Origin of the sequence: Acetobacterium bakii (genome assembly GCF_001263355.1) — a bacterium.
In the GTDB taxonomy this organism is placed as follows: Bacteria; Bacillota; Clostridia; order Eubacteriales; family Eubacteriaceae; genus Acetobacterium; species Acetobacterium bakii.
In genome coordinates this window covers 1-26355 of sequence record NZ_LGYO01000026.1, presented here as the reverse complement: position 1 = coordinate 26355, position 26355 = coordinate 1, and the positions used below count along the sequence as shown (strand labels likewise).

Below are 26355 nucleotides of genomic sequence, written 5' to 3'. Positions count from 1 at the left end.
AGCGAAGCTCACGGCAGTTTGCAATTACCTATCTATGAAATATTATCAATCAACCCTGGGGTAGAAAAATATTTAAGAGTGGGTTCCCCCACTCTTAATGAAATTTTATTTAATTGTTCTTACAATTAATAAATTCATATCTCACAAAACGACTAAACTTCTAAGATTTCAGCTTCTTTATCTTTTAGAATTTGTTCAACGTTTTTAATTTCATCGTCCGTAACCTTTTGAATTTCTTTTTCACCTTGTTTCAGGTCATCTTCGGTGATCAATCCTTCTTTTTGGCTATCTTTTAAATCCTGAATTGCATGGCGACGAATGTTTCGTATGGCGACTTTGCATTCTTCACCATATTTTTTAACAAGCTTAACCAATTCTTTTCGACGCTCTTCTGTAAGTTGAGGGATAAGCAATCGGATAATTTTTCCATCATTGGAAGGATTAAATCCAAGATCGGATTTTAAAATTCCTTTTTCAATTGCCGGAATGGCTGTGGCATCATAAGGCTGGACAACAATCATTCTTGCTTCAGGTGTACTGATACTTGCAAGCTGATTTAACCCGGTCGGAGAGCCGTAATAGTCTACCAGAACCTTATCAAGAATACGTGGGTTTGCTCTTCCCGCCCGCAGGCTTCCCAAACTCTCATTAAGATTGTTCAGCGCTTTATTCATCTTATCATTTGCAGTTGCTTTTATCTCATTTACCATAATTTACACCTCCTGAATAATTGTGCCGATTTTTTCGCCCATAATAGCGCGCAAAATATTTTTTGGTTCATTTAAACCAAACACTAAAATTGGAATATGATTGTCCATACATAATGATGTTGCTGTTGAATCCATCACCTTTAATCCTTGATTCAATACATCGATATAAGTCAATTCCGAATAACGTTTAGCCTCCGGATTTGTTAAAGGATCTGAATCGTAAACCGCATCAATACTTTTTGCCAGCAGAATGATTTCTGCATCTATTTCTGCTGCTCTCAAGGCAGCTGTTGTATCCGTAGTAAAGAAAGGACTTCCAATGCCTGAAGCAAAGATAACAATTCTTCTCTTTTCCAGGTGACGAATAGCTTTTCGCCGAATATAGGGCTCTGCAATCTGTTTCATTTCAATGGCTGTTTGCACTCTTACGGGCACTCCTAGTTCTTCAAGAACATCTTGTAAACCCAGAGCATTAATAACTGTTGCCAGCATTCCCATATAGTCAGCAGTGGATTTATCCATACCTTCGCCACTTCGTCCCCGCCAGAAATTTCCTCCGCCAACAACAATAGCAATTTCAACGCCCAGTTCAAAAACCTCTTTGATCTGTTCGCAAATTGTTAAGACTGTAGAAGTGTTTATGCCATGCCCATCAGGTCCTGCCAGAGCTTCACCGCTCAATTTAATAATTACACGTTTATATTTCGGTTCCAAAAATATTCCCCCTTTCCTGTGTCATATTATATCTTAATTTTTTTAATTTTACAATGTTATGAACTGTAAAAAAAGAACACGAATGTGTCCTTTTTTTTGATGTCTATGCTTTTAATTGCTTTGCGACTTCTTCAGCAAAGTTTTCTGTCTTTTTCTCTAAACCTTCACCCATTTGGAAACGGGCAAATCGTCTAATTTTAACATTTTCTCCGATCGTCATAATCTGTTCTTTAACCAAATCTTCAATGGTTAAATCCGGATTTTTAACAAAAGGTTGTTCTAAAAGACAAATTTCTTTGTAAAATTTACTAATGCGGCCTTCAACCATCTTATCAACGATTTTTTCAGGCTTTCCTTCGTTCAAAGCCTGGGCTCGAAGAATTTCTTTTTCTTTTTCGATTTCGCCGGCTGGAACTTCTTCTTTTGAAATATAAAGGGGGTTGCTTGCTGCAATGTGCATTGCCACATCTTTTACGAAGGTTTTAAATCCATCAGTCTTAGCAACAAAATCAGTTTCAACATTCACTTCAACTAATACACCGATTTTTCCACCCATATGAATATAAGATTCAACGATGCCTTCTGCTGCAATACGTCCTGATTTCTTATTCGTCGCAGCCAAACCTTTTTCTCTTAAAAAAGACATTGCTTCTTCGATGTTTCCATCAGTTTCTACCAAAGCTTTTTTGCAGTCCATCATTCCGGCTCCGCTTTTAGCTCGTAATTCTTTTACTAATTTTGCGTCCACATTTATCCTCCTGGTAATTATTTATTTAATTATTCTACGATAGTATCTACAACAACAGTTTCGACAACAGTTTCAACAACAGCTTCCACAACGGCTTCGTTGTTTAAAGCAGCTGGTGCTACTGGTGCTGCAACGGCTACTGGAGCAACTTCAACAACTTCCTCAAGTTGTTCTCCCTGACGTCCTTCAATAATAGCATCTGAAACAACAGATAAAATCAAAGCAACCGCACGGATAGCATCATCGTTACCAGGAATGATATAATCAATTTCGTCAGGATCGCAGTTTGTATCAACGATTCCAATAATTGGAATACCTAATTTTTTAGCTTCAGCAATAGCGATTCTTTCTTTTTTTGTATCAATAACAAAAATCGCGCCTGGAACACCCTTCATATCTTTAATGCCGCCCAGGAATTTTTGTAATTTATCACGTAGACGTTTTAATTTAATGACTTCTTTTTTAGGCAGAAGTGCAAAGGTGCCATCTTCTTCCATTTGTTCTAATTCATGTAATTTATCAATTCGTTTGCTGATGGTACCAAAATTTGTCAAGGTTCCACCTAACCAACGGTGATTAACACAGTAACTTCCGCTACGTTTTGCTTCTCTTTCAATGCTGGTTTGCGCTTGTTTTTTTGTTCCTACAAAAAGAATTTCTTCTCCGTTTGCAGATAATTCTTTAACAAAATTATACGCTTTTTCAATTCTTTTCACAGTTTGCTGTAAATCAATAATATAGATTCCGTTTCTTTCTGTGAAAATGTATGGAGCCATTTTTGGATTCCATCGTCGTGTTTGATGCCCGAAGTGCACCCCAGCTTCCAGTAATTGTTTCATTGAAACACATGCCATAATAATTTTCCTCCTAGGTTTTTTTCCTCCACTCTCATCACTCAAGAAATTCGACCTGAAATCAGGCACCCGATCCCTGTCCGAGAATGTGTGTAATACATACCTTGAAATAATACCATAACTCGATACTAGATACAAGTTTTTTTTTGCTTAAAGTAAATATTTTTGATAATTGTCCGTTTTATCCGAAAGTTTAAATATTCGTTCAATGTATTCTTTATTGATTGAAAATGTTTCCTGTTCGTAATCCGAAGCATAAAACGATATTTCTTCAAGCAGCTTTTCCATGACCGTATGAAGACGTCGTGCCCCAATATTTTCAGATTCTTCGTTTTGCAAAAAGGCAATCTTTGCAATATGTTCAATGGAACCCTCTTCAAAAATCAAGTCAACGTCTTCTGTTCGAATAAGTTCCTGATATTGCTTAATAACCGAATTTTCAGTTTGGGTGAGGATTTCAATAAAGTCTTTTTCAGTAAGACTATCCAGTTGTACGCTAATGGGAAAACGCCCCTGGAGCTCTGGGATCATATCAGATATTTTTGAAACATGAAAAGCACCGGCACCAATAAACAAAATGAAATCACTTTTCACCGGACCGTATTTTGTATTGATAGTACTTCCCTCAACAATGGGCAAGATGTCCCGCTGCACGCCTTCTCTTGAAACATCCGGTCCCTGACTGTTCCCACTGCCGATGATTTTATCAATTTCATCAATGAATATGATGCCATTTTGTTCGGCATCCCGAATCCCCATCTCTTGTACCTGGTCCATATCAATGAGTTTTTGGGCTTCCTGATTAATGAGTATTTTTCGCGCCTCAGCAACAGAGACCTTTTTCTTTTTCTTCTTTTGCGGCAAAAAGTCACCTAGAATATCGTTCATATTAATACTCATGCTGTCATTGTTCATGCCCTGCATAATTCCAATGGATTTCGAACCATCATCATCCACTTCGATTTCAATGATTTCATTTTCCAGCAGTCCTGCTTCAAGATCCTTTGATAAAGCTTCCCGCTTTTCTTTTTTGGTCTGATCATTTTGGGTTTCACTGTCAATTTCGTTTTGACTGGGGACGACCGGTTGAGTCGGCTTCATAAATAAATCAAAGGGACTTTTGATGGTTTCTTTTTTCTTCTTCGAAGGGACTAAAATATTGAGAATAATACTATTGACATTCGCCTTCGCTTCCGCATAAACTTCTTTCATTTTTTCCTGCTGCACATTTCGGATGGCGGTTGTTACCAGATCCCGGATCATGGATTCCACATCTCTTCCCACATACCCAACCTCGGTAAACTTGGTGGCTTCAACCTTAATAAACGGCGCCCGAACAAGCTTGGCCATTCGCCTTGCAATTTCTGTTTTACCAACACCGGTAGGTCCCATGAGAATAATATTTTTGGGAGTGAATTCTTCTCTGAACTCATCGGATAATAAAGTTCTTCGGTATCGATTTCTCAGTGCAACTGCGACCGCTTTTTTAGCTGAATCCTGGCCGATGATATAACGATTCAGTTCCTCAACAATTTTTCTTGGTGTTAATTCTTTCATTTCCATTCATCCATTTCTACAATACTTCAACTGAAATATTGTCGTTAGTAAAAACACAGATTTCAGATGCGATTTTCAATGATTCGTAAACCATTTCTTTGGCAGTAAGATTCGAATGGCTTTTAAAAGCCCGTGCAGCAGAAAGCGCATAGGATCCCCCTGAACCAATGGCGGCAATGTCATCATCGGGTTCAATGACTTCGCCATTACCTGACAAAATGAGCGTTTCCGACTTATCCATAACAATAAGTAAGGCTTCCAATTTTCTTAAAATCTTATCCGAACGCCATTCCTTTGCCAATTCCACAGCGGCTCGTTTTAAATTGCCGTTATACTGTTCAATTTTATGCTCAAATTTTTCACATAGAGTAAATGCGTCTGCCACTGACCCGGCAAAACCAACTAATATTTGATCGTGATAAATTCTTCTAATTTTCGTTGCTTTGTTTTTCATAATGGTGGTTTCCCCCATGGTAACCTGTCCGTCACCAGCAATGGCAACTTCCCCATTATGTCGGATCCCAACAATTGTAGTTGCATGAAACATGATTTTCCCTCTTTCTTATTTGATATCTTCAAAATCAAACGATTTTCTTTATTTTAACGTATAAAGCTTAATTTGTTTTTTTATATTCACAATCCTGTTTGTCACAGTAAACACTTTTTCGTTTACCCAATCCTTTTTGAAACAGCGTCGACCCACATTGCGGACAAATATCAGGAATCGGTAAATCCCAATTCATATAGTCACAATCGGGATAATTACTGCATGAATAAAAAGTCCGTCCGGTTTTTGACATCCGTTTAACAATTTCGCCACCGCATTTGGGGCAGAGGCCTCCGGTTTTTTCAAAAAAAGGTTTGGTGTTTTTACACTCGGGAAATCCCGGACAGGCCAGAAATCGTCCGAACTTACCTTTTTTAATGACCATTCGCCGTCCACATAATTCACAATCCACATCAGACTCAGGATCAGGAATATTCACTGCTTCAGCATTTTCCTGGGCGTTTTTGAGTTCTTTCCCAAATCCCACATAAAAATTCTTAAGTACCTCAATCCAGTCGAGTTCACCTTCTGCTACAATATCAAGTTTGTCTTCCATTTCAGCTGTAAATGAAATATTCACCACATCGCTGAAGTATTCTTTCATTAATGTCGTTACGGTTACACCGAGTTCGGTTGGCTTGAAATGCTTATCCTCGACCTCGACATAGTCCCGATTCTTTATGGTGGCAATGGTTGGGGCATAGGTGCTTGGTCGGCCGATGCCTTTTTCTTCTAAAATTTTGACCAAAGAAGCTTCGGTGTACCGGGCCGGCGGCTTGGTATACTTTTGTTCCTTAGTGGTTTTAATTCGTTCCAAAGGTTCCCCTTCAACCAATTCAGGCAGGATACTGTCATCATTTTTGTTTTGACTTTTTCCGATTCGAGTAAAACCATCAAATTTTTGTATTTCACCCTTTGTTTTAAAGATCAGATTGCCGCAGGCCACATCAACATCTGTAACATAAAATTGGGCATCCGCCATTTGACTGCTCAGAAGTCGATCCCAGATGAGTTTGTAAAGCTTATATTGATCCGCTTCCAGGGATGATTTTGCAATTTCCGGTGTAATACCAACCGATGATGGTCGAATGGCTTCATGGGCATCCTGAACGTTTTTCTTTTTAACAGTCTTTTTTTGATGTCCAAGATAGTCTTTACCAAAGTGATCTTCAATATATGCTATACACTCCTGAACCGCTTCGTCTGAAATACGTGTTGAATCCGTTCTAAGATAGGTAATCAGACCGGTTAACCCGGTGCCTGCAATATCCACACCTTCATAAAGTTGCTGAGCTAATCGCATTGTCCGTTGGGTGGTAAAGCCAAGCGTTTTATAAGCCTCCTGCTGTAAAGTACTGGTGGTAAAAGGTAATTGGGGTTTTTGATTGCGAACCCGTTTTTTCACCTTATCGACAAGTATCGGATTTTCGGAAACAATTTTTTCCAAACGAATGGCTTCTTCGGCGTTTGGAACGGTCTTCTTCTTTCCATCTTCTGAGTAAAATTTCGAAATAAACTGTTTATCATCATCTAATTTTTTTAATAATAATTCCAGATTCCAATATTCTTCGGGAATAAATGCCGCAATTTCCTCTTCACGATCGACGATGATTCGGGTGACAACAGACTGAACCCGTCCCCCACTTAATCCTTTTTTTACTTTTTTCCACAAAAAAGGACTCAGGGAATACCCAACCAGTCGGTCAAGAATACGCCGTGCCTGCTGAGAGTTAACTAAGTCGATATCAATATTGCGTTTATTGTCAATGGCCGCATTGACCGCTTTTTTCGTAATTTCGTGAAACTCAATACGGCATTTGGTATTTAAATCAATTTCCAAAAAATTTGCCATATGCCAGGAGATTGCTTCTCCCTCCCTATCAGGGTCAGTTGCTAAATACACAATATCCGCTTTGCTGGCAGCTTTTTTCAGACTTTTCAGAAGTGTTGCCTTACCACGAATTTTAATATATTCCGGTGTAAATTCATTTTCTATATCAATGCCGATCCGACTTTTGGGAAGATCGATGACATGTCCCATAGTCGCCTCAACTTCATATCCTTTTGGCAAATATTTCTTAATCGTTTTTGCTTTTGCCGGTGATTCAACAATTACTAAAGTTTTAGTCATTGAATGCCTCCTTTATTTTTTATTGTTGTTAATTGCGGTGCTTACACAGAAACAGCCACATTATAGCAAAGAAAACCACTTATTTCAATGTGATGTCAAAGAATATAACCCAGCCACCTTAAATAAGCATTATATTTCCATAATTGATTTTTATAACTTCATCAATTTCCATCATTGTTAACACGCTATTGACCTGATTTACGGGCAATCCCGAAATTAAAACAAGTTGATCAATGGTTGTATATCCTTTTCTGATAAGCTGATACAGCTTTTTTTCATCCACATCACTTAATGTCTTTTCCGGTATTTCCGGTGAAAAACTTTTTTCCATTGATAATGATTTTCCGGGAATAACATAATCTTCCAAAATATCCCGTGGCTCAGTGACGAGCATGGCACCTTCCTTTAATAACTGGTTTCCGCCGGCCCATTGCTTAGAACTGATATCCCCGGGAATAACATACACATTTTTACCTTGTTCCAGGGCATGATTTGCCGTAATCAGGGACCCGCTTTTTTTCCTTGCCTCAATAATCAAAACCCCCTGGGATAATCCGCTGATAATACGATTTCTAAGGGGAAAATGAAAGGGCAAGGCCTTTTCGCCCAGATAAAACTCACTGATCAGCAACGCTTTTTCAGACATCAAATCATAAATTTTTTGATTTGATCTGGGGTAGCATTGGTCAACACCGGTGCCTAAAACACCAATGGTATTACCGAGTTCATTAAGGCTCCCCCAGTGACTTTCGCCATCAATACCGGCAGCCATCCCACTGATAATGGTGATCCCCACAGCTGCCATGGCCTGGGCAAACCCCCTGGCGTATTTTTCGCCCTGAATGGTTGGGTTTCTTGAACCGACAATGCCAAGGGTTAATCTGTTTTTCAGCAATGCAAGATCACCTTTTGCAAAAAAGCCAAGCGGCGGCATATAGATATTGTTTAACGACTCCGGAAAGTACTGTGAATCCCGGGTGATGATGTCAATTTGATGACTTTCCATAAAAGCCAGGGATTCCCTGGCTTTTCCTAAATTTTGTGCGTTTGAAAAGTAATCCAGTCCGCTTTTTTTTAGTATCCCGGTTTTTTCCATTAACTCCCGGGATAATGAGAATATGGTTTTAGGAAAATTGAATCGATCAAGCATCATATTTTTTTGTTTGAGTGTTATTTTTTCAAGACCCATAAACCAAAGCCAATATAATTTTTCATCCATTAAAATTCATTCTCCTCAACAATCATTTTTAATATAATATCATACTCCCTTTTATTAATGAAACCCTTTTAAACTAAAAAAATCCTGATAATCAAACATTTTGTTTGAATCATCAGGACTTCTTGCTCATTTATTTATTCGATAATTTTTAAATTCGTATCAATGTTTTGGGTTACATCTTCACCAAACCATTTCATAGATAACTCGGTTAATTTCCCATTTTCTCTCAAGGTATCCAATACGCCATTGATTTTTTCAGCGAAAGCGGTATCCGACTTACGCATGGTGATTCCAATCGGTTCATTGGACAATACATCAGAGGTCACCGCATAGACATCGGGTTTAAGGGATGTATAAAACTGGGCTACACTGATATCTGTCAAAATATTGTCGATTTGCTTGCCTTCAAGGGCGGCAAAAGCATCCAGCATGCCATCATATTTATTCACGGTATAATCGACGTTTTCCTGTGTTTTCAGCGCTTCCGCCGCATAGTCGGCAGTGGTTTCGATTTGAACCCCCACTGTTTTTCCAGCTAAATCTTTTGGCGTTAACGCAGGTGTGGCATCCTTGCGCGAAACGATGATAATGCCATTTGCAATATAAGGATCAGACATATTAAAGCCTTCGATCCGATCAGGCGTAATACTCGTTCCAGATAATACAACATCATATTGTTTGGCATTCAGTCCGTTGAAAATACCATCCCAGGCGGTGGGAACCCATTCAATTTTCACCCCGAGTTCATCGGCAATGGCCTGGCCTAAGTCAATATCAAAACCAACCAACACATTGTTCTCATCCCGGAATTCCAATGGCAGGTACATATCGTTGGTTCCCGCTGTTAAAACCCCATCTGCCAGGGGGTCCTCTTCGGTTTGGCTCGTACTGTTTGAACATCCCGAAAAAACAAATACAACCCCGATAAAAACAAGAAGCAGTAACACTAAACTTTTTCTTTTCATTTCTTCCTCCTTATTCACTTTGTGATTATTATATAATGGCATGCATAAAAATACAAGGTTTCTTTGCGCTTTATGCACTTAAAGCAACCCAATGAATGTCAATCTTAATATGAAAAACGCCCTATCACCGAACTTTTATTTAAGCCTCATATCCAGCAATTCTAGATTGCCAACTGTTTATTTTCGATGACCGGGTATGAGCAAAACAGAGGCCGAGGCGTGTCTGGATATATTATGGCTCACACTTCCTAAAAATACTTCCTTAATATAACCTCTGCCCTGGGTCCCCATAACCACCAGCGGAATCTTTTCAGCATCGATGAAACTCAGTATTTCCGATGTCGGTGATCCAAATGAAATACGCATATCAACTTCTATTTTTCCCATAGCCAATAATTCGTCTTTATAATTTTGAAGCCGTTCCTTATCAACCTCATTAAATTCCACAAGTCGATGCAAAAGATAGGGATTAATCATAAATTGATCCTGCACATGTAACATGGTCACCTTGCTCACACCGGCCTTAACCATGTCCTTCACATAATCGAAAGCGACGTCTGCATTGTCGGAAAAATCCGTTGGAAATAAAACATGATCTGTGATTTGGCATTTTTCAAGTTCCAGCTTGGACTTTTTAGACGGTCTTATAAGAAGCACCGGCAGTTTTGCCCCATAGAGCACATCATAGGCAATTCCTCCGAAAAGCAGGGCCCCAACCAAGGTATGTTTTTCCCCTCCAACTACAATCAGCGAGCAGCCTTCTTCAGTGGCCAACCGGTTGATTTCATTTTTAAAGTTTCCTGAAATAATCATGGATTCCACCTTGTAATCCTCATTTTCCAAGGTTTCCTTTTGTTTTTTAAGATTTTCTTCAAAGATGGATCTTAAATAGTCCGAAACGCCTGCTTCAATATCTCCGGGATTAAAGATTTGGGCCAGCAAGCATTCTTTTGTTCCTAGTTTCCTCAAGTCTTCCACACACTTTATCATTTCTGCCGACGCTGTTGAGATCTCTGAGACAATAAGAATTTTATCAAACATAATAAGTCTCCTCTCTGCTATCCATTAATTTATTTTCTATAATTAATATATCCTAAAAATCGACTGTCAAACTTTTCCCCAGCTTTTTATTTTCTGATCCTTTTGAATACCTGACTGTTAATAATAAAAACGTCCAACACCTAAGTGCAAGACGTTTAAGCTTATAGCCAAAGCAATGATATCTTCATCACAACAATTTATGACAAATAATCTATTCGGTGGTGCACCTTATGGTGCAAGCGCCCATAAACTAATGTTATTAAAATCCTATTTTATTTAAATGAAACTCATTATTTAATTATCTGATTCCAATTCAAAAACGTATTCTTCATAGGGCAGGCTGATTAAGTTTTTAATATTGCCATTTTCACGATGCAGAATATTTAAAGTATTTTTGATGTTTTCACTAATCTGATCAATGTTTCTCCTGTGATTTTCAGCGCATTCATTGGCCCTGGTTTCAAATTCCGCCATCATTTTTGATGTTTTCATTTTCGTCATTGTATTCATACTTCGTAATGTGTTATTCTCTTCATTGATTTCGCGGATGTTCACTGATTGCTTTCTATTCTCCTCCAAAAGCGTATTTCTTTCTTCTGAAATCTTGGCTTTTTCAAGAGCTTCGATCTCTTTTTCCTGTTTCAATCGTTGATTTTCAGCAACAAGTGTTTCATATTGTTCCTTAGAAACTTCATTCTTAGCGTAATTTTCTATTTCTGAATTAATATCCACCACCATTGATTTAAGTTCATCGAGTTGATTTTTAAGTTCAATGCTTTCCAGTTTATATTTCTTATACTCTGCGATCTGATTTTGAAGCTCTAAATTTTCCAATCTGATTTTTTCACATTTCTGGAGTTCATTGGGAAAGACAACTGCATTTGACATGCCCTGAATCTTGATACTCAAAGCGTCATTATCTTTGATTAAGGTTATAATGCGTTGCTGCATTTCGAAATTAGTACTTTCAGATTCCTTGAATAAGATCATATATTTATCCCGTTCTTCTTTAAGCATGGCAGTCATCCCGGCATATTCCTCCAATCTGTTTCTAAAAGAATATTCGGCATTATTCAAACTCTCTTTGAGTAATTTAATATATTCCGACACTTCCTTGGTATTGTAGCCGCCCAGTACTTTTTTTCCAAAAATAACTTCACTAGTGGAATTTATGGTATCATCCCTTAATTCGTTCAAACTGATTTGTGCTAACTTTTCAGTCATTTTAGTTTCCTCCTTGTTTATATGGTCTTTTAAGTAATCACGAAAGTGCGATTAGCTTTACGAGCAATTGTGTAATTACCTATTATAGACTTTGAAATGCGACCTGATCATGAAGGGCTAGCCCCTGCTTTTGTACAGTCCCTGACATAAGTTCCAAGCACCAGAATGCCCCTTTCACTGTGGGACTGATCTGACCGCTTCTCATATCGTTTTGAATTAGCAGAACCTCTCCGTCCTCGGATAAAAAGATTACATCAATGGGGAACTTCATGCCAATGGTATGCACTTGCCTGCACCGATTCAATAACAGACCCTGATTTGGGGATAGCGTTTTATCCTTCAGAAGACCAACCAGCCTTTGAAAAAAATGGTCTGCAATTCTTATCTCATCAGCCAGCACCGCTCCATTTTTTAATGCTTTGCACATTTTCATCTTAAATGCCTCCAAACTGGTCGATCACTTGTAAAATGGTTGGACCGAGCAATACAATAAACAGCACCGGCAAAACAAAGATAACCAACGGAATCAACATCTTCACCGGGGCTTTCATGGCCTTTTCTTCCGCCCGCTGCCGTCTTTTTATCCGCAGCTCCTGGGCCTGGATAACCAACGCATTTTTAATGGGAATCCCCAATTTTTCGGCCTGGATTATCGAAGCTGCAAAGGTGGTAAGTTCATCCACCGGGTTTCGTTCCGAAAGACTTCTCAGGGCATCTCGCCGCGGCTTGCCTAAGCTGATTTCAGAATGGACAAGGTTAAGCTCATCCACTAATACCCCCTGGAGCCGCTCGCCTATTTTAATCAGTGCGGCATCAAATCCAAGCCCGGCTTCCATGGAAACGCAGAGCAGATCCATCACATCCGGCAGCTGGTTTCGGAGGTCTTCTTTTCGCCCGCTGATTCTAAGTTTCAAAAATATATTGGGTCCAATGACCGAACCCAATAATGTTACCAGCAGAATGAGAAATTTCACAGGAAAATCAAGAGATAACAAGGCGGTCACAAAAAACATAGCGACAGTCACCCCTCCAGAAAAAATCAATCTTATGGCATTATACTCATTCATTCTAATATTAAGCCCAGCCAGTTTTAAATTCTTTTCTGTTTTTCGATTTTTATCACTTCCTTTATTTTTTGGCAGAAGGTTAGAGACCTTTTTAACCAAAGCCGTAAAAAAAGGGACAATAATTCGCTGAAAAAAGGGTTTTTCCAAGGCTTCGTCCAACTGAACCTGATCGATTTTTTTAATTGCATTTAATCTTTTTCGTTTATTATCGGCGGTTTTCGCGGGTTTATAAAAAACTGACATGATTACAATAAATGCGGATAAGGATGTACAGAAGATAAATGCCGTCATGAAATTCACCCTTCCTTTCTTAGAATTTTATATTGACAATTTTTCTGATAAAGAGATAGCCGATGATTTCCATAGCCACACCCATCACCAGCATGGTAATTCCCAGATTCGATTTAAAGAAAATCAGCACATATTCCGGATTCAACAACATGAAGATCAGGAGTACAAAAACCGGCAGCAAACCCACAATTATTCCCGATGTTCGGGCGGTGGTTGTCAATACCTTAATTTCGCTTTTTAGTTTAAAGCGTTCCTTAATGGTTTCTGCGATATTGTAGAGTATTTCGGATAAATTACCACCGGTTTGACGCTGAATCAGAATGGCGGAAACGATCATCATAAAATTTTTGCTGTTTATTTTTTCCGAAAGGTTGGTCAGTGATTTTTCCAGTGGTATTCCCAGTTTCAATTCCCGGGCAACCCGGCTGAATTCTTCGGATATGGGGTTGGGCATTTCATTGGCAATACTCACCAGTGCCTGTTGAAAGGTAAGACCCGCTTTTAAACTGCTGCAGATAATCCCAAGGGCGTCCACCAGCTGCTCTTCAAAGAGCTCAACCCGTTTCACATGTTTGGTATGGACATAAAAAGGCGGTAAAACGATACCGATGATCGTTGCACCAATGGCCGCCACAATGTTTTGACCCAGTAATAAGAGCAGGCAGGCCGGCACCAACGCAGCGATTATCCAAATAATCAAAAACTCCGACGGCCTGATTAAAACCCCGGACATCGTCAAATCATTGGCCAGGCCTTTCAGCACTTTAACTCTGGTATCCGTTTTTCCGCTTTGCTTATCTTTTCGTTTTTTTAATTTCAACCGCTCACTGGGGCTCACGGCTGCCATGGCATTCATTCTTTTCAGAACTTGACGTTTATCTTTGGTAACCATTAATAATACTGCCAATGCTATCACAAAGACCCCGGCCGCAAACAGAATTGTGATTAAAAGTGCATTCATTTTATTTAGGCCTCCCGATCCGCTTATTCATTAAACCAGTCGTCATTAACCATCACACCATTATGGATGATTTTTTCAACACACCGGGGGCGGATGCCCATGCTTCTAAACCGGCCTTTGAATTTTCCTTCGCTGTCCATCTGACCGGACATTTCATATTTATAAAGTTCCTGCATCACCACAATATCGCCTTCCATGCCGATCACCTCGGTGATGCTCACAACCTTACGGGTGCCATCCCGGAGCCGGGACTGCTGAACAATAAGATCCAGGGCCGAAGTGGTTTGGTCGCGAATGGCCCGAAGCGGCAAATCCACTCCCGACATCAGCACCATGGTTTCAATACGGGACATGGCATCCCTTGGGGTATTGGCGTGAATGGTGGTAAGGGATCCGTCATGACCGGTATTCATTGCCTGGAGCATATCAATGGTTTCGGTGGAGCGTACCTCGCCTACAATAATTCTGTCCGGCCGCATTCTCAGTGCGTTGATCACCAGATCGCGGATAGAAATGCGCCCTTTTCCTTCCAAATTGGAGGGACGACTTTCCAACGTTATTAAATGGTCCTGGAATAATTGCAGTTCAGCGGCATCTTCAATGGTAATGATCCGTTCATTCTCGGGAATAAAACCGGATAACACATTAAGGGTAGTGGTTTTGCCGCTGCCGGTTCCGCCGGAAACAATAATATTGAGTTTTCCCTTGACACAGGCTTCTAAAAAAGCGATCATTTTTTGTGACATCGATCCAAAATCCAATAGCTGCTCAACAGAAATCGGTTTTTTTGAAAACTTTCTGATGGTGATAATTGGCCCCACCAATGAAAGCGGCGGAATAATGGCATTTACCCGGGAGCCATCCTGTAATCTGGCATCAACCATGGGGCTGGATTCGTCAATATGCCGCCCCACCGATGATACGATGCGGTCAATGATATTCATGACATGGTCGTCATCCTTAAATACAACCTCGGACAACTCGATTTTCCCGTGTTTTTCTATGTATACCCGGTTGGGTCCATTCACCATAATTTCCGAAATATTAGAATCCTTCAAAAGCACTTCCAATGGACCGTAGCCGACAATATCATTGAGCAAATCTTCGGAAATCTTCGCTTTATCAACCCGATTAATATGAGTCGCCTCAAGATCCATTATTTCCTCAATGGTCTTTTGGATGCCATCCGCATTCTCTTCGCCATCGGTGCCCAAATGGTTTTTATTTATTTCATCAATCACTTCCTGATGAATTCTATTTTTCAAATCCGAGTATATATCAACATAGGGTGCATCCTTTTTACCATCCTCTTCATTTACACTCTGCTGACCCAGCCGTTGCTGCGCTAACTTATCCAGAAGCCCCATGTTTTATTCCTCCTTGTATGAATCTGATGTTTATTTATTTTTTATTAATCAACTCTGCAATATTTTTCCCAAGTTTCGCAAGATCCTGGGCCATGGGATTTCTTGGTGCCTCAATGACCATGGGAACTCCTTTGTTATGGCAGATAAGTGCTGTTTTCAAGTCCAGGGATATCTTGTTTTTAATGGGAACACCCAACACCCGCTGAATATCTTTTAATGTAATCATGCCATTGGCTACCCGATTAATCACAATTTCTATTTTGTCTCGTTGCAGTAACGAATCTAAAATGCCCAGACTTATCTTAGTATTGCGCAGGGTTGAAATATCCGGTTCTGAAATCATCAGGACCAGATTGGCATTTTCAATGGCACACATGGTCATATCACTGAAAGCCGGCGGGGTATCGATGATAATATAGTCATAGAAGGGTCTAAGCGTATTAATGATGGTTTCCAGATTTTTTACTGAAACATATTCAGCGTATTCTGGACTTTTGGGGGCACATAGAATGCTCACGCCGCTGTAGTGAAGCACGATGCATCGTTTAATGGCATCAATGTCACCTGAATCCCGGCCCTGGGTGAGATCCGAAATGGTGTATTTCGAATCCACGTCGAAAAATACATTCACATCCCCAAATTGAAGATTGGCGTCAATCATGATGACCTTTTTCCCTATTTTAGCCAGGGTGACCCCAACATTTACGGCAATGGTAGTTTTGCCAATGCCACCTTTGGCTCCAAAAATGGTGACCACCTTGGATTCCATATTGGCAGCCACCTGGTTGGAATTTTCGGATCTGGATTTTTCCACATGATTTACGAGTTCAATGTTCGCTATTAACTCTAGAGCATCCACCGGAAAGGGTAACACCTTTCGTACTCCTGCAAACATGGCCTTGTCAATAATGGCAACGCTCAGCTGGTCACACAGGAAAATTACATTGGCTCCCGGCAATTTAATATAAATTTTTTCTGCCATGCTAATTGCTTCTGTACCATCCTCATCGCACTGGATGAGGATGACTTGGGGATTTAAACTGAGCGTCTTTTCCAGTGCCGCTTCTCCCAGCTTTGAAAATCCAACCAGTGCGATGACATCATTTACAAGGAGGCTTTTTATTTCATATATCCGATTATCGTTGTTTCCGATGATCATCACTTTAATTTTTTCCATGTATTCTTTCTCCTTTTAGAATAGACTGGTACATAAAACTTCCTACAGCCAATACTCTTTTGTTAAAGAGCTATTGGCTATAGGATGTAGGATTATCAATTGCCGAATCAACAACCGAACGCAAAGCCAACCGGTATTTTCCTTCAGATAAAGCATAGGTGACTTTCAATACATCATGATCCGGCACTAAAACCGTAACAGCGGTACCTTGTCCTTCTGCGTCATCGCTGTTATTTGCGCTCACTTGAACAACTTCCAGATATTCTTCGACGGTTTGAGAGACCACCGCCGTTCCGCTTAGTATTACTGCCAGAATATCAACCCGATCACCGATATTGATATAACCGGCTACCCCAGATACTTCATCGGTTTGAATGGTGATCGCTCGATAGTCCTGGGGGATGGAAAATGATAAGCCGTTATTATCCTGGCTTGAATCAATTAATCGGGTGGATAGAATCGGTTCATTGGCTTCTATGCTTTCCAGTGTAATACGCCCGATGATATCTTCAGGATTACCGGTTGCCAGCTCATGAAGGGCTTCTGCAGGGAACTGTTTGACGGTAATCATATTGGGTTGAATAATGGTGCTTTTAGGTATTTTTTCAAGAGCTACTACGATCGACACTGTTTCTGCATTAAATCTGTATTCCAGGTCAATTGCAAAGGAATAGACTCCAAATCCCAGGATCACCGAAACGACCAGGGCTATTAATATTAGTTTTTTCATTGTTTTCTCCAATTCCTCAATGATGCTTCAAGTTATTAGTATACTATTGTCTTTTTAGACCCCAGTATTGAACAGATATCCTCTCGACAATTGCTTATTTAGTAAGTCTGACCGAACTTGCCGGAACACTTAAAAGCTCATTTGTCCCGCCAATGATTCGTGTATTACTCCCATTAATTAAAACTTTATTTCCAATTACTCTACCATTAACAGTTTGATTGCTTCCATTTAAAGTAATTGTTCCATTTGGAGCATAAATAATACCGCATAGACCCTGACTTGAGCCATTTATAGTTATATTTCCATTTTTTGAATAAAAGCAAACTGCATCGCCAGTTGCATTTGTTAAGTTACTGCCATTGAATGTCAAATTTCCGGTTGCCAGAATACAACCTTTTCCAATGAAGTTACTGCCATTTATTGTTACATTGCCATCAACATAGATTGAGTCATCAACAGTCATATTGCTGCCATTAAAAGTCTTATTGACTGTATAATACTGTCCGGCTGCTTCAGCCTGACTTTTTATTATTTCCGAAAAATCCGGCATGGCAACAAGCGAAGCAGGGCTGATGATTTGACTCCCAATATTAATATCGCTTCCGTTTATTGTTATTGAGGACCCCTGACAGATCTTACTGATGTTTATATTGGAACCATTAATACTAAATTGCGAAACCGCTTCACTAGACCCGATGATGGTTTGATTTGAACCGTTTATACTGAATTTATAATTGCTGTGAGCATTTCCTTTGATATGCTGGTTGCTTCCATTGATTGATAATGTATAACTGGGACTTCCTGAAAAAAGCGTATATCCAAATGCTGCCCCCAAACCTTCTTTTGTTGCAGCTGCAAAAGGCTCAATCGTTGCACTATCAAAGCCCAGTATTTTTGCAAAAGTATATTCCACATTTTTAGATCCGGTGATACTGATGGTTTGATTGGAATTAGAGAAAACAGGCACTGAAACATCAGAATTTTGATACCCATTTAATGCGATATATTCGTAGGCTGTTGCTTTAGCTGCTAGAGTATCCGGCAAATCCTGGGCACCGGCAAGACAGGCAGCATCGATTGCATTTTGCAGCTGACTCTTTTCAACAGAAACTCTCCCGACATCAATAACTAGAGCAGCAAATCCAAGAATAACGACCATTGCCAACGCTACTATAATAACAATAGTTCCGGATTCTTCGTTTTTAATTTTCTTAAATATTCCACTTTTAATTATTTTAATCAATTTATGCTTCATATGCTATTCCACCTTCATTGTGCATGATGAACTTAAATCGAGTGTTTGTCCCTGGGTAAATACTCCAGCTAAGGGTGTCAGCACATCCACACCTCCATTAACATCCACAGTCACATTTCCACTGTCATAAATAACATTGATTGTCAAAACATCGGTTAAATAGGCTGGTGCAACGGATCTTGTATAACCTTTTATTGAGGCAATGGTTTCAGTTGAGTGCACAATCGCATATCTTGCTCCTTCTCGAGAACAGTTGTCAATCATAATCTGGTTATTAAAAATCCACCCAAAATCAACTATGGCGCACAGAATCATAATCAGAATCGGCAATGTTAGGGCAAGTTCAACCACCGCCTGACCTTCCTCTTTTTTAAATTTTCTGATTAAATATGAAAACATATGGCCTCCTTACGGGCTGTTGCCTACCCTATCCTCATTTTAGACGGATTAATCTACAAATTTAAGATTCTTACAATTATTAATTGTAGTCTGAGATTGAAAAAGGCATATTGGCGGCGTCTGGCAGAAAAATCTACTCTGACGCAGCCAATATGCCACAGTGTTTTAAACGTATGCCGATGAACTGTTAAACCGGAAGAGCAGTAAACAAAGTTTCTAGCTGTGGTCTTAAAATCGCAATTGCCACTACGGCTGCTAAGGCAACCCCAGCAATGATCAACCCGTACTCCACCATACCCTGTCCGTCTTCTTCTCTGATGATCTGTGCTAACATGTTTTTCATTTCATTTCTCCTTCTCATTTTTTATATGTAAAGTCCGAGAACTTTATCATTCCATTTAAATCGATCCATTGATTAAGCGACCCAGGTCAAACAATAAATATTGACCGTTGATGATATTTATAATGAGCACTGACACAAAACCAAATGCCATAAATGGTCCCAGCGCGATTTTTGATTTTAAATTCCCCTTGCCGGTGAGGATAATATAGGCGGTGCAAATTAGCAATATGAATGACATAATGATGATGGCAGTTAAAAATCCATAAACTCCCAGGCAAAACCCGACCGCCGCGGCATACTTGACGTCTCCCCAGCCGGCGCCCCTGCCAATATATGCCGGGAGTAAAAACAGGATAAACCCGACGGCGAAACCCATAAGGTTCATACCAATATTTCCCAGCTCATGACCTGTTATAACAAAGCTTGTTCCGATGATGATTGTCAGGAGTATTAATTCGTTTGGTATTTTCCTGATGCTCATATCCACCATGGATAGAACGATACAGACCGAGATAATTAAAATCGTTTCCATGGATTGGGGGTTAAGACCGATTATTCCAATAACGAATAACCAACTAAACGCATTAAGTGTTGCCCACATTAAAGATTTTCGGATTCTTCCCAAAAATTCAGGGATTGCAAAAGTATTCACGCGATTGCTGATTAAGATCCCTGATGCTTTTTCCATTATCAATCCGGTGACAAAACCAAGTACCATGATTACTGCATAATCTGTTGTCATCTGCTCATACCTCCCTTTCTGAATTTTTTCAATAAAAAAAGCAACGTTTTGCGCGTCGCTTTTAAGACATCATTTGATGTCCGTTATTCGCAACTGGCTGTCATATAATAAAATTATTTAGACCCTATAGCTTTGCGTCCTCACCTTTCGGAGAGTATGCCAAATATTTAATTTTTTGAAAATTCAGGATTTTGTGTATAAAAAAACAACGAATTCATCGTTGCACTAAAGGCATCATAGTGATGTCCATTATTTGCAACTGGCAGTCATATAAAAATACTTAGACCCTATAGCTTTGCGTCCTTACCTTTCGATAAGTTTGCTGAATATTCTGTTTTCTCAATACTAATGCATTATTTTCTATCTGTCAACAAGAATTTTTCGTTTTAAACAAGTAATTATTTGTATTTTTTTGCTATAAAAATATGAATTGATTAATTATCATTTCTTTTTAAGCTATAATAGTGTTTTTTCTGCAATCATCAAGATAATTCTATTTTTAAGTCAACATGGTTTTTATCTCGCCTAAAATAGCATTATACGCACCTTAATCTGTATTTATTCATTTTAGTCAGTGTCTGTAATATGATCATCACCATTAAAAGAATATGCATTCACACACACAAAGTTTGACAATTTAAAGTTATGAAAACGCACCCAAAAATAAATTACCACAAAATCATTTTATTTGTTTTTGCATTTACTATTTTATAAGTTCATAGCTTTCAGCTAATTTATAAAATTTTGTTATTTCCTCTTTATTTTTGACGATATGCAATGAAACCATTCGATTTTTGACTAATCATTTGAAAAACACGATCCTTTAATTTCATCAATTTTTACAGAATTGTGCCATACTTTTTGCAGTAATATTTAATCTAAAAAACAGCTGTTTTATCTCTTCTTTTATATACAATCTTTTTAAGTGTTTTAAAGAAAGAAAGTGTAATTGTTTGCAAAATATGAGTAGATTTTTATTTATGAAAACGTTATAATACAGATGGCATTTTGTAAATTCTTCATGAATTCATATTGTGTGAAAATTGAAATCAATTGCGTAGAATTTATTTTAAATGACAAATCAAACAACATTTTGAAAGGGGTTACTTCATGATCAAAAATTTTAAAAACGGAAACAGTGGTGATATCAGCGGCAAAGGACAATTAAAATTACATTTGTCCACCAAGTTGTTGGTGTTTATCATAGCGCTTCTTGGGGTTACAGTGTTGGCATTGGGGGTCATCGCCATTAATTTAGGATCATCCACCATCATACTATTAATTTCACTGGTTATTCTTTTAATCGGCGGTACTGCAGCTTACATTATGGCAAAAAGCATTACCCGACCTCTTATTAAGCTTAAAGAAGCAGCTAAACAAATAGCTCTTGGCGACGTAAACGTGGAGGTTGAGATCACCACCAACGATGAAATTGGGGAGTTGGCTACCGCCTTTGAAAAAATTGTTAGAAACTATAACCTTCATGCACAGGTTGCTCAGCGTTTATCTGAGGGTGATTTCACCGTGGAAATCAAACCACAATCAGATATGGATGAGCTTTCCTATTCCATGATTGCAATGGTAGCCGAATTAAATAAAATCTGTGACGGCATCAACGAAACCAGCACCGCAGCCACTGAAGGACGGTTGGACTTTAGAAAAGATACCAATGGCTATCCGGGATCCTTTCAAGCCTTTATTGTCGGTTTAAATGCCGTGATTGATTCATTTGTCAAACCCTTGAAAGTTGCAAATAAGGCCATCGAAAGAATTGGAAATGGAAGAATTCCGCCAAAGATTACAACAGATTACAACGGGGATTTCAATGACCTTAAAAACAACATCAATTCCTGCATTGACGGTCTTGGGGCCCTAACCGAAACAAAAACCGTAATACACCAATTGTTCATCAATGATTTTGCTGCCAAAATGGAAGGCAACTACTTAGGTGTATTCGGTGAACTTGCAGAATCGGTCAATGAGATGCACTGGAAACTCAACTATATTCTTTCCATTGTCAATCATGTTTCCACCGGTGACATGAGCGATCACGAAGAGCTTCATAAAATCGGAAAGCGCTGTGATGAAGATGAGTTTATCCCAAGCTTAATAAACATGATTGAAAACATCCAATCATTGGTCGATGAAGCCGATGAAATGGCCCATATTGCTGTTGACGGCGACTTGAACCACCGCGGGGACGTTACCAGGTTCCCCGGGGAATATGCAAAGGTCATAGAAGGTTTTAACCAAACCCTGGATGTGGTTATTGAACCCATAAAGGCCGCTTCAGGAGCATTAAAGGAGCTGGCAAAAGGTAACCTGAACATTACCATGGAAGGCGACTTCAAGGGCCACCATGGTAAAATTAAAGATGACATGAACCAAACCATCAGCTTTTTAAAACGTTATGTGTCTGAAATTACAAGCACATTGGAACGAATCGGTGAAGGCGATCTAAGCCAGGAAATCAGCTCCTATTATCATGGTGATTTTGTTAATATCAAACTTGCCATAAACGGCATTACCACACATTTAAGCGAAGTGATGTCTGACATTGATGTATCGGCAAATCAAGTGGATTCCGGAGCCCGACAAATATCTGCTGCTGGACAGGCTCTTGCCCAGGGAACAACCGAGCAGGCCAGTTCCATTGAAGAACTTACTGCTTCCATTGAAGAGGTCGCTGCGGAAACCAAAAGAAATGCTTTAAATGCCAACCAGGCCAATGAACTGGCGATCGAGGTTGGTAAAAGTGCTGAGCTGGGCAATACTCAAATGGAAGAAATGGTTACCGCAATGGTCGAAATCAATGATTCTTCTAAAAATATCTCGAAAATCATTAAAGTCATTGATGATATTGCTTTCCAAACGAATATTTTAGCCCTTAATGCCGCGGTAGAAGCTGCACGGGCCGGCCAGCATGGGAAAGGTTTTGCAGTGGTCGCAGAAGAAGTTCGCAGCCTTGCAGCCCGAAGTGCTGAAGCCGCCCGGTCAACAACCGGTCTAATTGAAAGCTCCATCGGCAAAGCAGAACACGGAACAAAGATCGCTGATGAAACTGCTGAAAGCTTAAAAGAAATTCTCAATCAAATTGAGAAAGTTGCAGGTTTGGTCAGCAACATTTCCCAGGCCTCCAATGACCAGGCTTCAGAAATTGCCCAAATTACCCAGGGGATCGAACAAGTTTCTCAAGTAGTTCAAACCAATTCCGCTACCGCAGAAGAAAGTGCCGCATCCAGTGAGGAACTTTCAAGCCAGGCTGAAATGCTCAAACTAAGGGTAGATTCATTTAAACTTAAAATCGACTCCGGCAGGGTTATGAATGAATTGATCCCTCGAAAATCGAAAGAAAATAATAATCCTTCATCAAAACCAAGAATTGTACTCGATGTTATGGAAATGGATAAGTACTAATCATTAAAATTAAAAACCTCATATAAAAATAGTCCTTTCAAATTCGTTTTTCATACGAATTTGAAAGGACTATTTGTTTGTTGTCCAATTACAATGAATGATGAAAAATATAGCATTTAAACTAATTATCCATTTACCCCTTTTTCAAAACTCATCTGCCAACCAATGCCAAACCGATCTCTCATAGAGCAGTAGGCTTTGGACCAGAAAGTTTTCTGGAGTTCTTTGTCCACCGTTCCGCCCTCTTTTAGTTTAAAATATACGTCTTTAATTTCTTCCATCTCATCACTTATTATGATTAGTGTAACATTATTTCCCTCAATAAAGGCCATTCCCGGAACAAGATCCGAAAACATCACATTTGCTTCATTAATGATCCGTTTCGAATGCATCACAAATTGTTTATCATCTTTTTCTATTTCTGACTCAGCATTTGAGACTATTTCTTTATTAGTTATGACGTCTGCATTCGGCGAGCCAAAAACTTCCGCATAGAACGACACAGCCTCTCGACAATTACCATTAAAAAGAATGTACGGTAGTATCTTCATTTCTGTCTCCTTAAAAATCAATTAATTACACAATGGACCCTTATTTTCATTACAATAAAATATATACCCATTCCTTTTTCTTTTAATCATTTGCAAAAAATTAAAAAAAGGTGCAGTTATAACCCGCACCTTCATCCAGTAAAGATGTTTTATTTGAAACACCGAAACATCATTCTAATTGAGCTTTAAACAAGGCGTTGAAATCTGGTATCGACATGGGTTTCGCATAGAAGTTTCCCTGGGCTAAGTCACAGCCAATTTCACGAAGAAACTTAACCTGCTCATTTGTTTCAACTCCTTCAGCCACTGTTTGCATTCCTAAATCCTTGGCCATTGTCACAATGCTTTTTATGACCATTTTTCCACGGGCGGTACTTGAAGATTCGTTAAAGAATTCTCGATCAATTTTTACAACATCAATTGAAACATCTTTTAGCATATTTAAAGATGAGTAACCGGAACCAAAATCGTCAATGGAAATTCTAAAACCGGCATTGTGAAGTCTTCTGGTGATATCAAGTATGATGTTCATATTTAGGGAAAATGCACTTTCAGTTAGCTCTAATTCAAGAACGGCGGGCTTAATATCATACTTTTTAACAATTGATAGTAACATATCAACATATCCAGGGTTTAAAAGATGCAGCCTTGACTGGTTTATGGATATTACCATGGGAAGCCGGCCTTCTTTTGTCCACTTCTCCTGTTTTTTGCACATTTCCTCAAATACATACATATCTATTTTTGTGACAAAGCCATTTTTTTCAAAAATAGATATGAACTCATTCGGAGGAATCATCCCTTTGATCGGATGTTCCCAACGAATCAGAGCTTCCGCACCCGATATCTTTCCGGTCATAAAATCAAATTTAGGTTGCAAAAATATTTTGAATTCGTTATTTTTAAGGGCTTCATGCATTTCGTTTTCGATTTCGCCTTCTTTGATGATCAGATTGCGCATTTCATCTTTGTAGAAAAAATATGAACTAATATGTTTCCCTTTAATCATATTAGCGGCAAGACTTGCCCGGTCAGCCATTACAGCAATGGAAATATCATCCTCAATTACAAAAACACCAATACATACAACCAAATTGAAATTTGAACCATCACCAAAATTAAAATTCAAGATATCAGCTATAATTTTCTCCATTTTTTTCGTAAATTCCTCTATAGATTGATACTTAAGAAGCATATGAAATTTATCACCAGTAATTCGAGCACAAATTTCATCTTCATAGGTATGCAGTGTTAATACTTTAGCTATATGTTTTAAAAGAAAATCACCCTGGATATGACCAAAAAGTTCATTGACTATTCTAAACTTATCGACATCGATTAAAATAAAAGCATACTGATTTAAATTATCTTTGATTATCTTTTTAGCTTTAATTTTAAAGGTATCTACATTTGAAATATTCGTTAATTTATCAATATGAATATTCTGATTTTCTTTCTTTAAACGAAGCTCCTGTTTTTTTCGTTTCGTTATGTCAAAAACAATTCCGGACGCAAATGCAGGCTTTCCGTTTGCATCTTTTTGAGTTATCTTTCCTCGGTCATAATACCATCGCCAGCTCTTGTCTTTAGCCTGAATACGGTATTCAGCTTCCCAAACACTGACTTTTCCCTGCATGTGCAAAGTCATAGCATCCATGGTTTTCTCAAAATCATCCGGGTGAATTTTATCTGTAAAAAAATGGCGGCCAACACTTTTAGGGAGCTCTTCCATAGTATAACCAAGAGTTGTTACCTTTAATTCATTAAAAACAACCGTATCCGTTTTTATATTCCAATACCAGTGTCCTAAATTTCCTGACCATGCAAAGTCAAGCGACGTCTCCTGAGCTTTTTCTGATAGAAGTTCATTATTAAACATTTCCAGCTCTGTAATTCTTTCAGTAAGCTGTTCTCTTGAAAATTCTGAATAATTCATATGTTTCCGCCTTTCATTCAATTTATTGCAACTCAACAAATTCATCAGTAATTAGAATCAAAATACATGTATAATTCTCTTTACTCAAAAAAAGAATTATACCTAGGTGTTATCATACTACTTTGTAAGAGAATTGCTGTTTGCTTTTAGTTTATTAGAAAATAATTTATTGACTATCAAATGCAATTTTGATCTATTATATACACTTCTCCAATAAAACACAACAAACTTGTCTATCATGTTTAGAGCACTTAATTTTTCTGCATAATAAATCGCAATTTTTTATGCAGCAATTCATTTCCATTTGCCGTTATTTAGACAATTAGTTATACATTGCTGTATTAATTGTTGCCTTTTTTAAATATTCTAATTCTCTGATTGAGCGTTAGCCTGTGTTTGGTAAGATAAT

At 38.7% G+C, this 26355-nt stretch carries 24 protein-coding genes and 2 riboswitches; of the genes, 1 reads left to right on the top strand and 23 read right to left on the bottom strand.

Going from position 1 to position 26355, the window contains the following annotated elements; translation table 11 throughout:
• Positions 1-152: 152 nt before the first annotated feature.
• The 21 genes from frr to AKG39_RS10575 all read right to left on the bottom strand — a co-directional run bounded on the left by frr (position 153) and on the right by AKG39_RS10575 (position 20042).
• A complete protein-coding gene (gene frr, locus AKG39_RS10670; RefSeq protein ID WP_050740384.1) occupies positions 153-710 on the bottom strand; it encodes a ribosome recycling factor in 558 nt (185 codons plus the stop codon).
• Positions 711-713: 3 nt separating this feature from the next.
• Complete coding sequence (pyrH, locus tag AKG39_RS10665) at positions 714-1424, bottom strand: UMP kinase (protein WP_050740383.1); 711 nt, start codon at positions 1422-1424, stop codon at positions 714-716.
• 103 nt (positions 1425-1527) lie between these two features.
• Positions 1528-2172 carry a translation elongation factor Ts gene (gene tsf, locus AKG39_RS10660; RefSeq protein WP_341408215.1) on the bottom strand — a complete coding sequence of 215 codons (645 nt, stop codon included), beginning with the start codon at positions 2170-2172 and terminating at the stop codon, positions 1528-1530.
• A 29-nt stretch (positions 2173-2201) separates the two neighbouring features.
• The gene (gene rpsB, locus AKG39_RS10655; protein ID WP_050740381.1) at positions 2202-3026 is read right to left on the bottom strand and encodes a 30S ribosomal protein S2; all 825 of its coding nucleotides are present in this window, start codon (positions 3024-3026) and stop codon (positions 2202-2204) included.
• 150 nt (positions 3027-3176) lie between these two features.
• The gene (gene hslU, locus AKG39_RS10650) at positions 3177-4583 is read right to left on the bottom strand and encodes an ATP-dependent protease ATPase subunit HslU (protein ID WP_050740380.1); all 1407 of its coding nucleotides are present in this window, start codon (positions 4581-4583) and stop codon (positions 3177-3179) included.
• Between the two features lie 16 nt (positions 4584-4599).
• Positions 4600-5130: an ATP-dependent protease subunit HslV gene (gene hslV, locus AKG39_RS10645; RefSeq protein WP_050740379.1), complete on the bottom strand. Its 531-nt coding sequence runs from the start codon at positions 5128-5130 to the stop codon at positions 4600-4602.
• A gap of 67 nt (positions 5131-5197) precedes the next feature.
• A complete protein-coding gene (gene topA / locus AKG39_RS10640) occupies positions 5198-7261 on the bottom strand; it encodes a type I DNA topoisomerase (RefSeq protein ID WP_050740378.1) in 2064 nt (687 codons plus the stop codon).
• Positions 7262-7379: 118 nt separating this feature from the next.
• A complete protein-coding gene (dprA, locus tag AKG39_RS10635) occupies positions 7380-8480 on the bottom strand; it encodes a DNA-processing protein DprA (protein ID WP_050740377.1) in 1101 nt (366 codons plus the stop codon).
• A 134-nt stretch (positions 8481-8614) separates the two neighbouring features.
• A complete protein-coding gene (locus AKG39_RS10630; RefSeq protein ID WP_050740376.1) occupies positions 8615-9445 on the bottom strand; it encodes an ABC transporter substrate-binding protein in 831 nt (276 codons plus the stop codon).
• Between the two features lie 177 nt (positions 9446-9622).
• Positions 9623-10486, bottom strand: a complete 864-nt coding sequence (locus AKG39_RS10625; protein WP_050740375.1) for a universal stress protein — start codon at positions 10484-10486, stop codon at positions 9623-9625.
• 294 nt (positions 10487-10780) lie between these two features.
• Positions 10781-11710 carry a hypothetical protein gene (locus tag AKG39_RS10620; protein WP_050740374.1) on the bottom strand — a complete coding sequence of 310 codons (930 nt, stop codon included), beginning with the start codon at positions 11708-11710 and terminating at the stop codon, positions 10781-10783.
• A gap of 82 nt (positions 11711-11792) precedes the next feature.
• Positions 11793-12143 (bottom strand): DUF192 domain-containing protein, encoded by a 351-nt coding sequence (locus AKG39_RS10615; RefSeq protein ID WP_050740373.1) that lies wholly within the window; start codon positions 12141-12143, stop codon positions 11793-11795.
• Between the two features lies 1 nt (position 12144).
• Positions 12145-13068: a type II secretion system F family protein gene (locus AKG39_RS10610; protein WP_050740372.1), complete on the bottom strand. Its 924-nt coding sequence runs from the start codon at positions 13066-13068 to the stop codon at positions 12145-12147.
• Positions 13069-13087: 19 nt separating this feature from the next.
• On the bottom strand, positions 13088-14029 hold the full coding sequence (locus tag AKG39_RS10605; RefSeq protein WP_050740371.1) for a type II secretion system F family protein: 942 nt from the start codon (positions 14027-14029) through the stop codon (positions 13088-13090).
• Positions 14030-14052: 23 nt separating this feature from the next.
• Positions 14053-15396, bottom strand: coding sequence for a TadA family conjugal transfer-associated ATPase (locus AKG39_RS10600; RefSeq protein ID WP_050740370.1), 1344 nt, complete (start codon positions 15394-15396; stop codon positions 14053-14055).
• 34 nt (positions 15397-15430) lie between these two features.
• The gene (locus AKG39_RS10595; protein ID WP_050740369.1) at positions 15431-16573 is read right to left on the bottom strand and encodes a CpaE/TadZ family protein; all 1143 of its coding nucleotides are present in this window, start codon (positions 16571-16573) and stop codon (positions 15431-15433) included.
• Positions 16574-16643: 70 nt separating this feature from the next.
• On the bottom strand, positions 16644-17303 hold the full coding sequence (gene cpaB, locus AKG39_RS10590; RefSeq protein ID WP_050740368.1) for a Flp pilus assembly protein CpaB: 660 nt from the start codon (positions 17301-17303) through the stop codon (positions 16644-16646).
• Between the two features lie 94 nt (positions 17304-17397).
• Complete coding sequence (locus AKG39_RS10585; RefSeq protein WP_050740367.1) at positions 17398-18558, bottom strand: pilus assembly protein TadG-related protein; 1161 nt, start codon at positions 18556-18558, stop codon at positions 17398-17400.
• A 3-nt stretch (positions 18559-18561) separates the two neighbouring features.
• Positions 18562-18957 carry a TadE/TadG family type IV pilus assembly protein gene (locus AKG39_RS10580; RefSeq protein WP_050740366.1) on the bottom strand — a complete coding sequence of 132 codons (396 nt, stop codon included), beginning with the start codon at positions 18955-18957 and terminating at the stop codon, positions 18562-18564.
• 187 nt (positions 18958-19144) lie between these two features.
• A complete protein-coding gene (locus tag AKG39_RS19765; protein WP_115028085.1) occupies positions 19145-19300 on the bottom strand; it encodes a Flp family type IVb pilin in 156 nt (51 codons plus the stop codon).
• A 55-nt stretch (positions 19301-19355) separates the two neighbouring features.
• Complete coding sequence (locus AKG39_RS10575; protein WP_050740365.1) at positions 19356-20042, bottom strand: prepilin peptidase; 687 nt, start codon at positions 20040-20042, stop codon at positions 19356-19358.
• Between the two features lie 85 nt (positions 20043-20127).
• A riboswitch (cyclic di-GMP riboswitch) is annotated at positions 20128-20213 on the bottom strand.
• 80 nt (positions 20214-20293) lie between these two features.
• A riboswitch (cyclic di-GMP riboswitch) is annotated at positions 20294-20376 on the bottom strand.
• Between the two features lie 812 nt (positions 20377-21188).
• Here AKG39_RS10575 and AKG39_RS10570 point away from each other — a divergent pair.
• A complete protein-coding gene (locus AKG39_RS10570; RefSeq protein WP_479714962.1) occupies positions 21189-23459 on the top strand; it encodes a methyl-accepting chemotaxis protein in 2271 nt (756 codons plus the stop codon).
• 125 nt (positions 23460-23584) lie between these two features.
• Here AKG39_RS10570 and AKG39_RS10565 read toward each other — a convergent pair whose 3' ends face one another.
• Both AKG39_RS10565 and AKG39_RS10560 read right to left on the bottom strand, forming a co-directional pair.
• Positions 23585-24010 carry a VOC family protein gene (locus tag AKG39_RS10565; protein WP_050740363.1) on the bottom strand — a complete coding sequence of 142 codons (426 nt, stop codon included), beginning with the start codon at positions 24008-24010 and terminating at the stop codon, positions 23585-23587.
• 169 nt (positions 24011-24179) lie between these two features.
• Entirely contained in the window at positions 24180-25946 is a 1767-nt protein-coding gene (locus tag AKG39_RS10560; RefSeq protein WP_050740362.1) for a putative bifunctional diguanylate cyclase/phosphodiesterase, read from the bottom strand.
• Between the last annotated feature and the right edge of the window lie 409 nt (positions 25947-26355).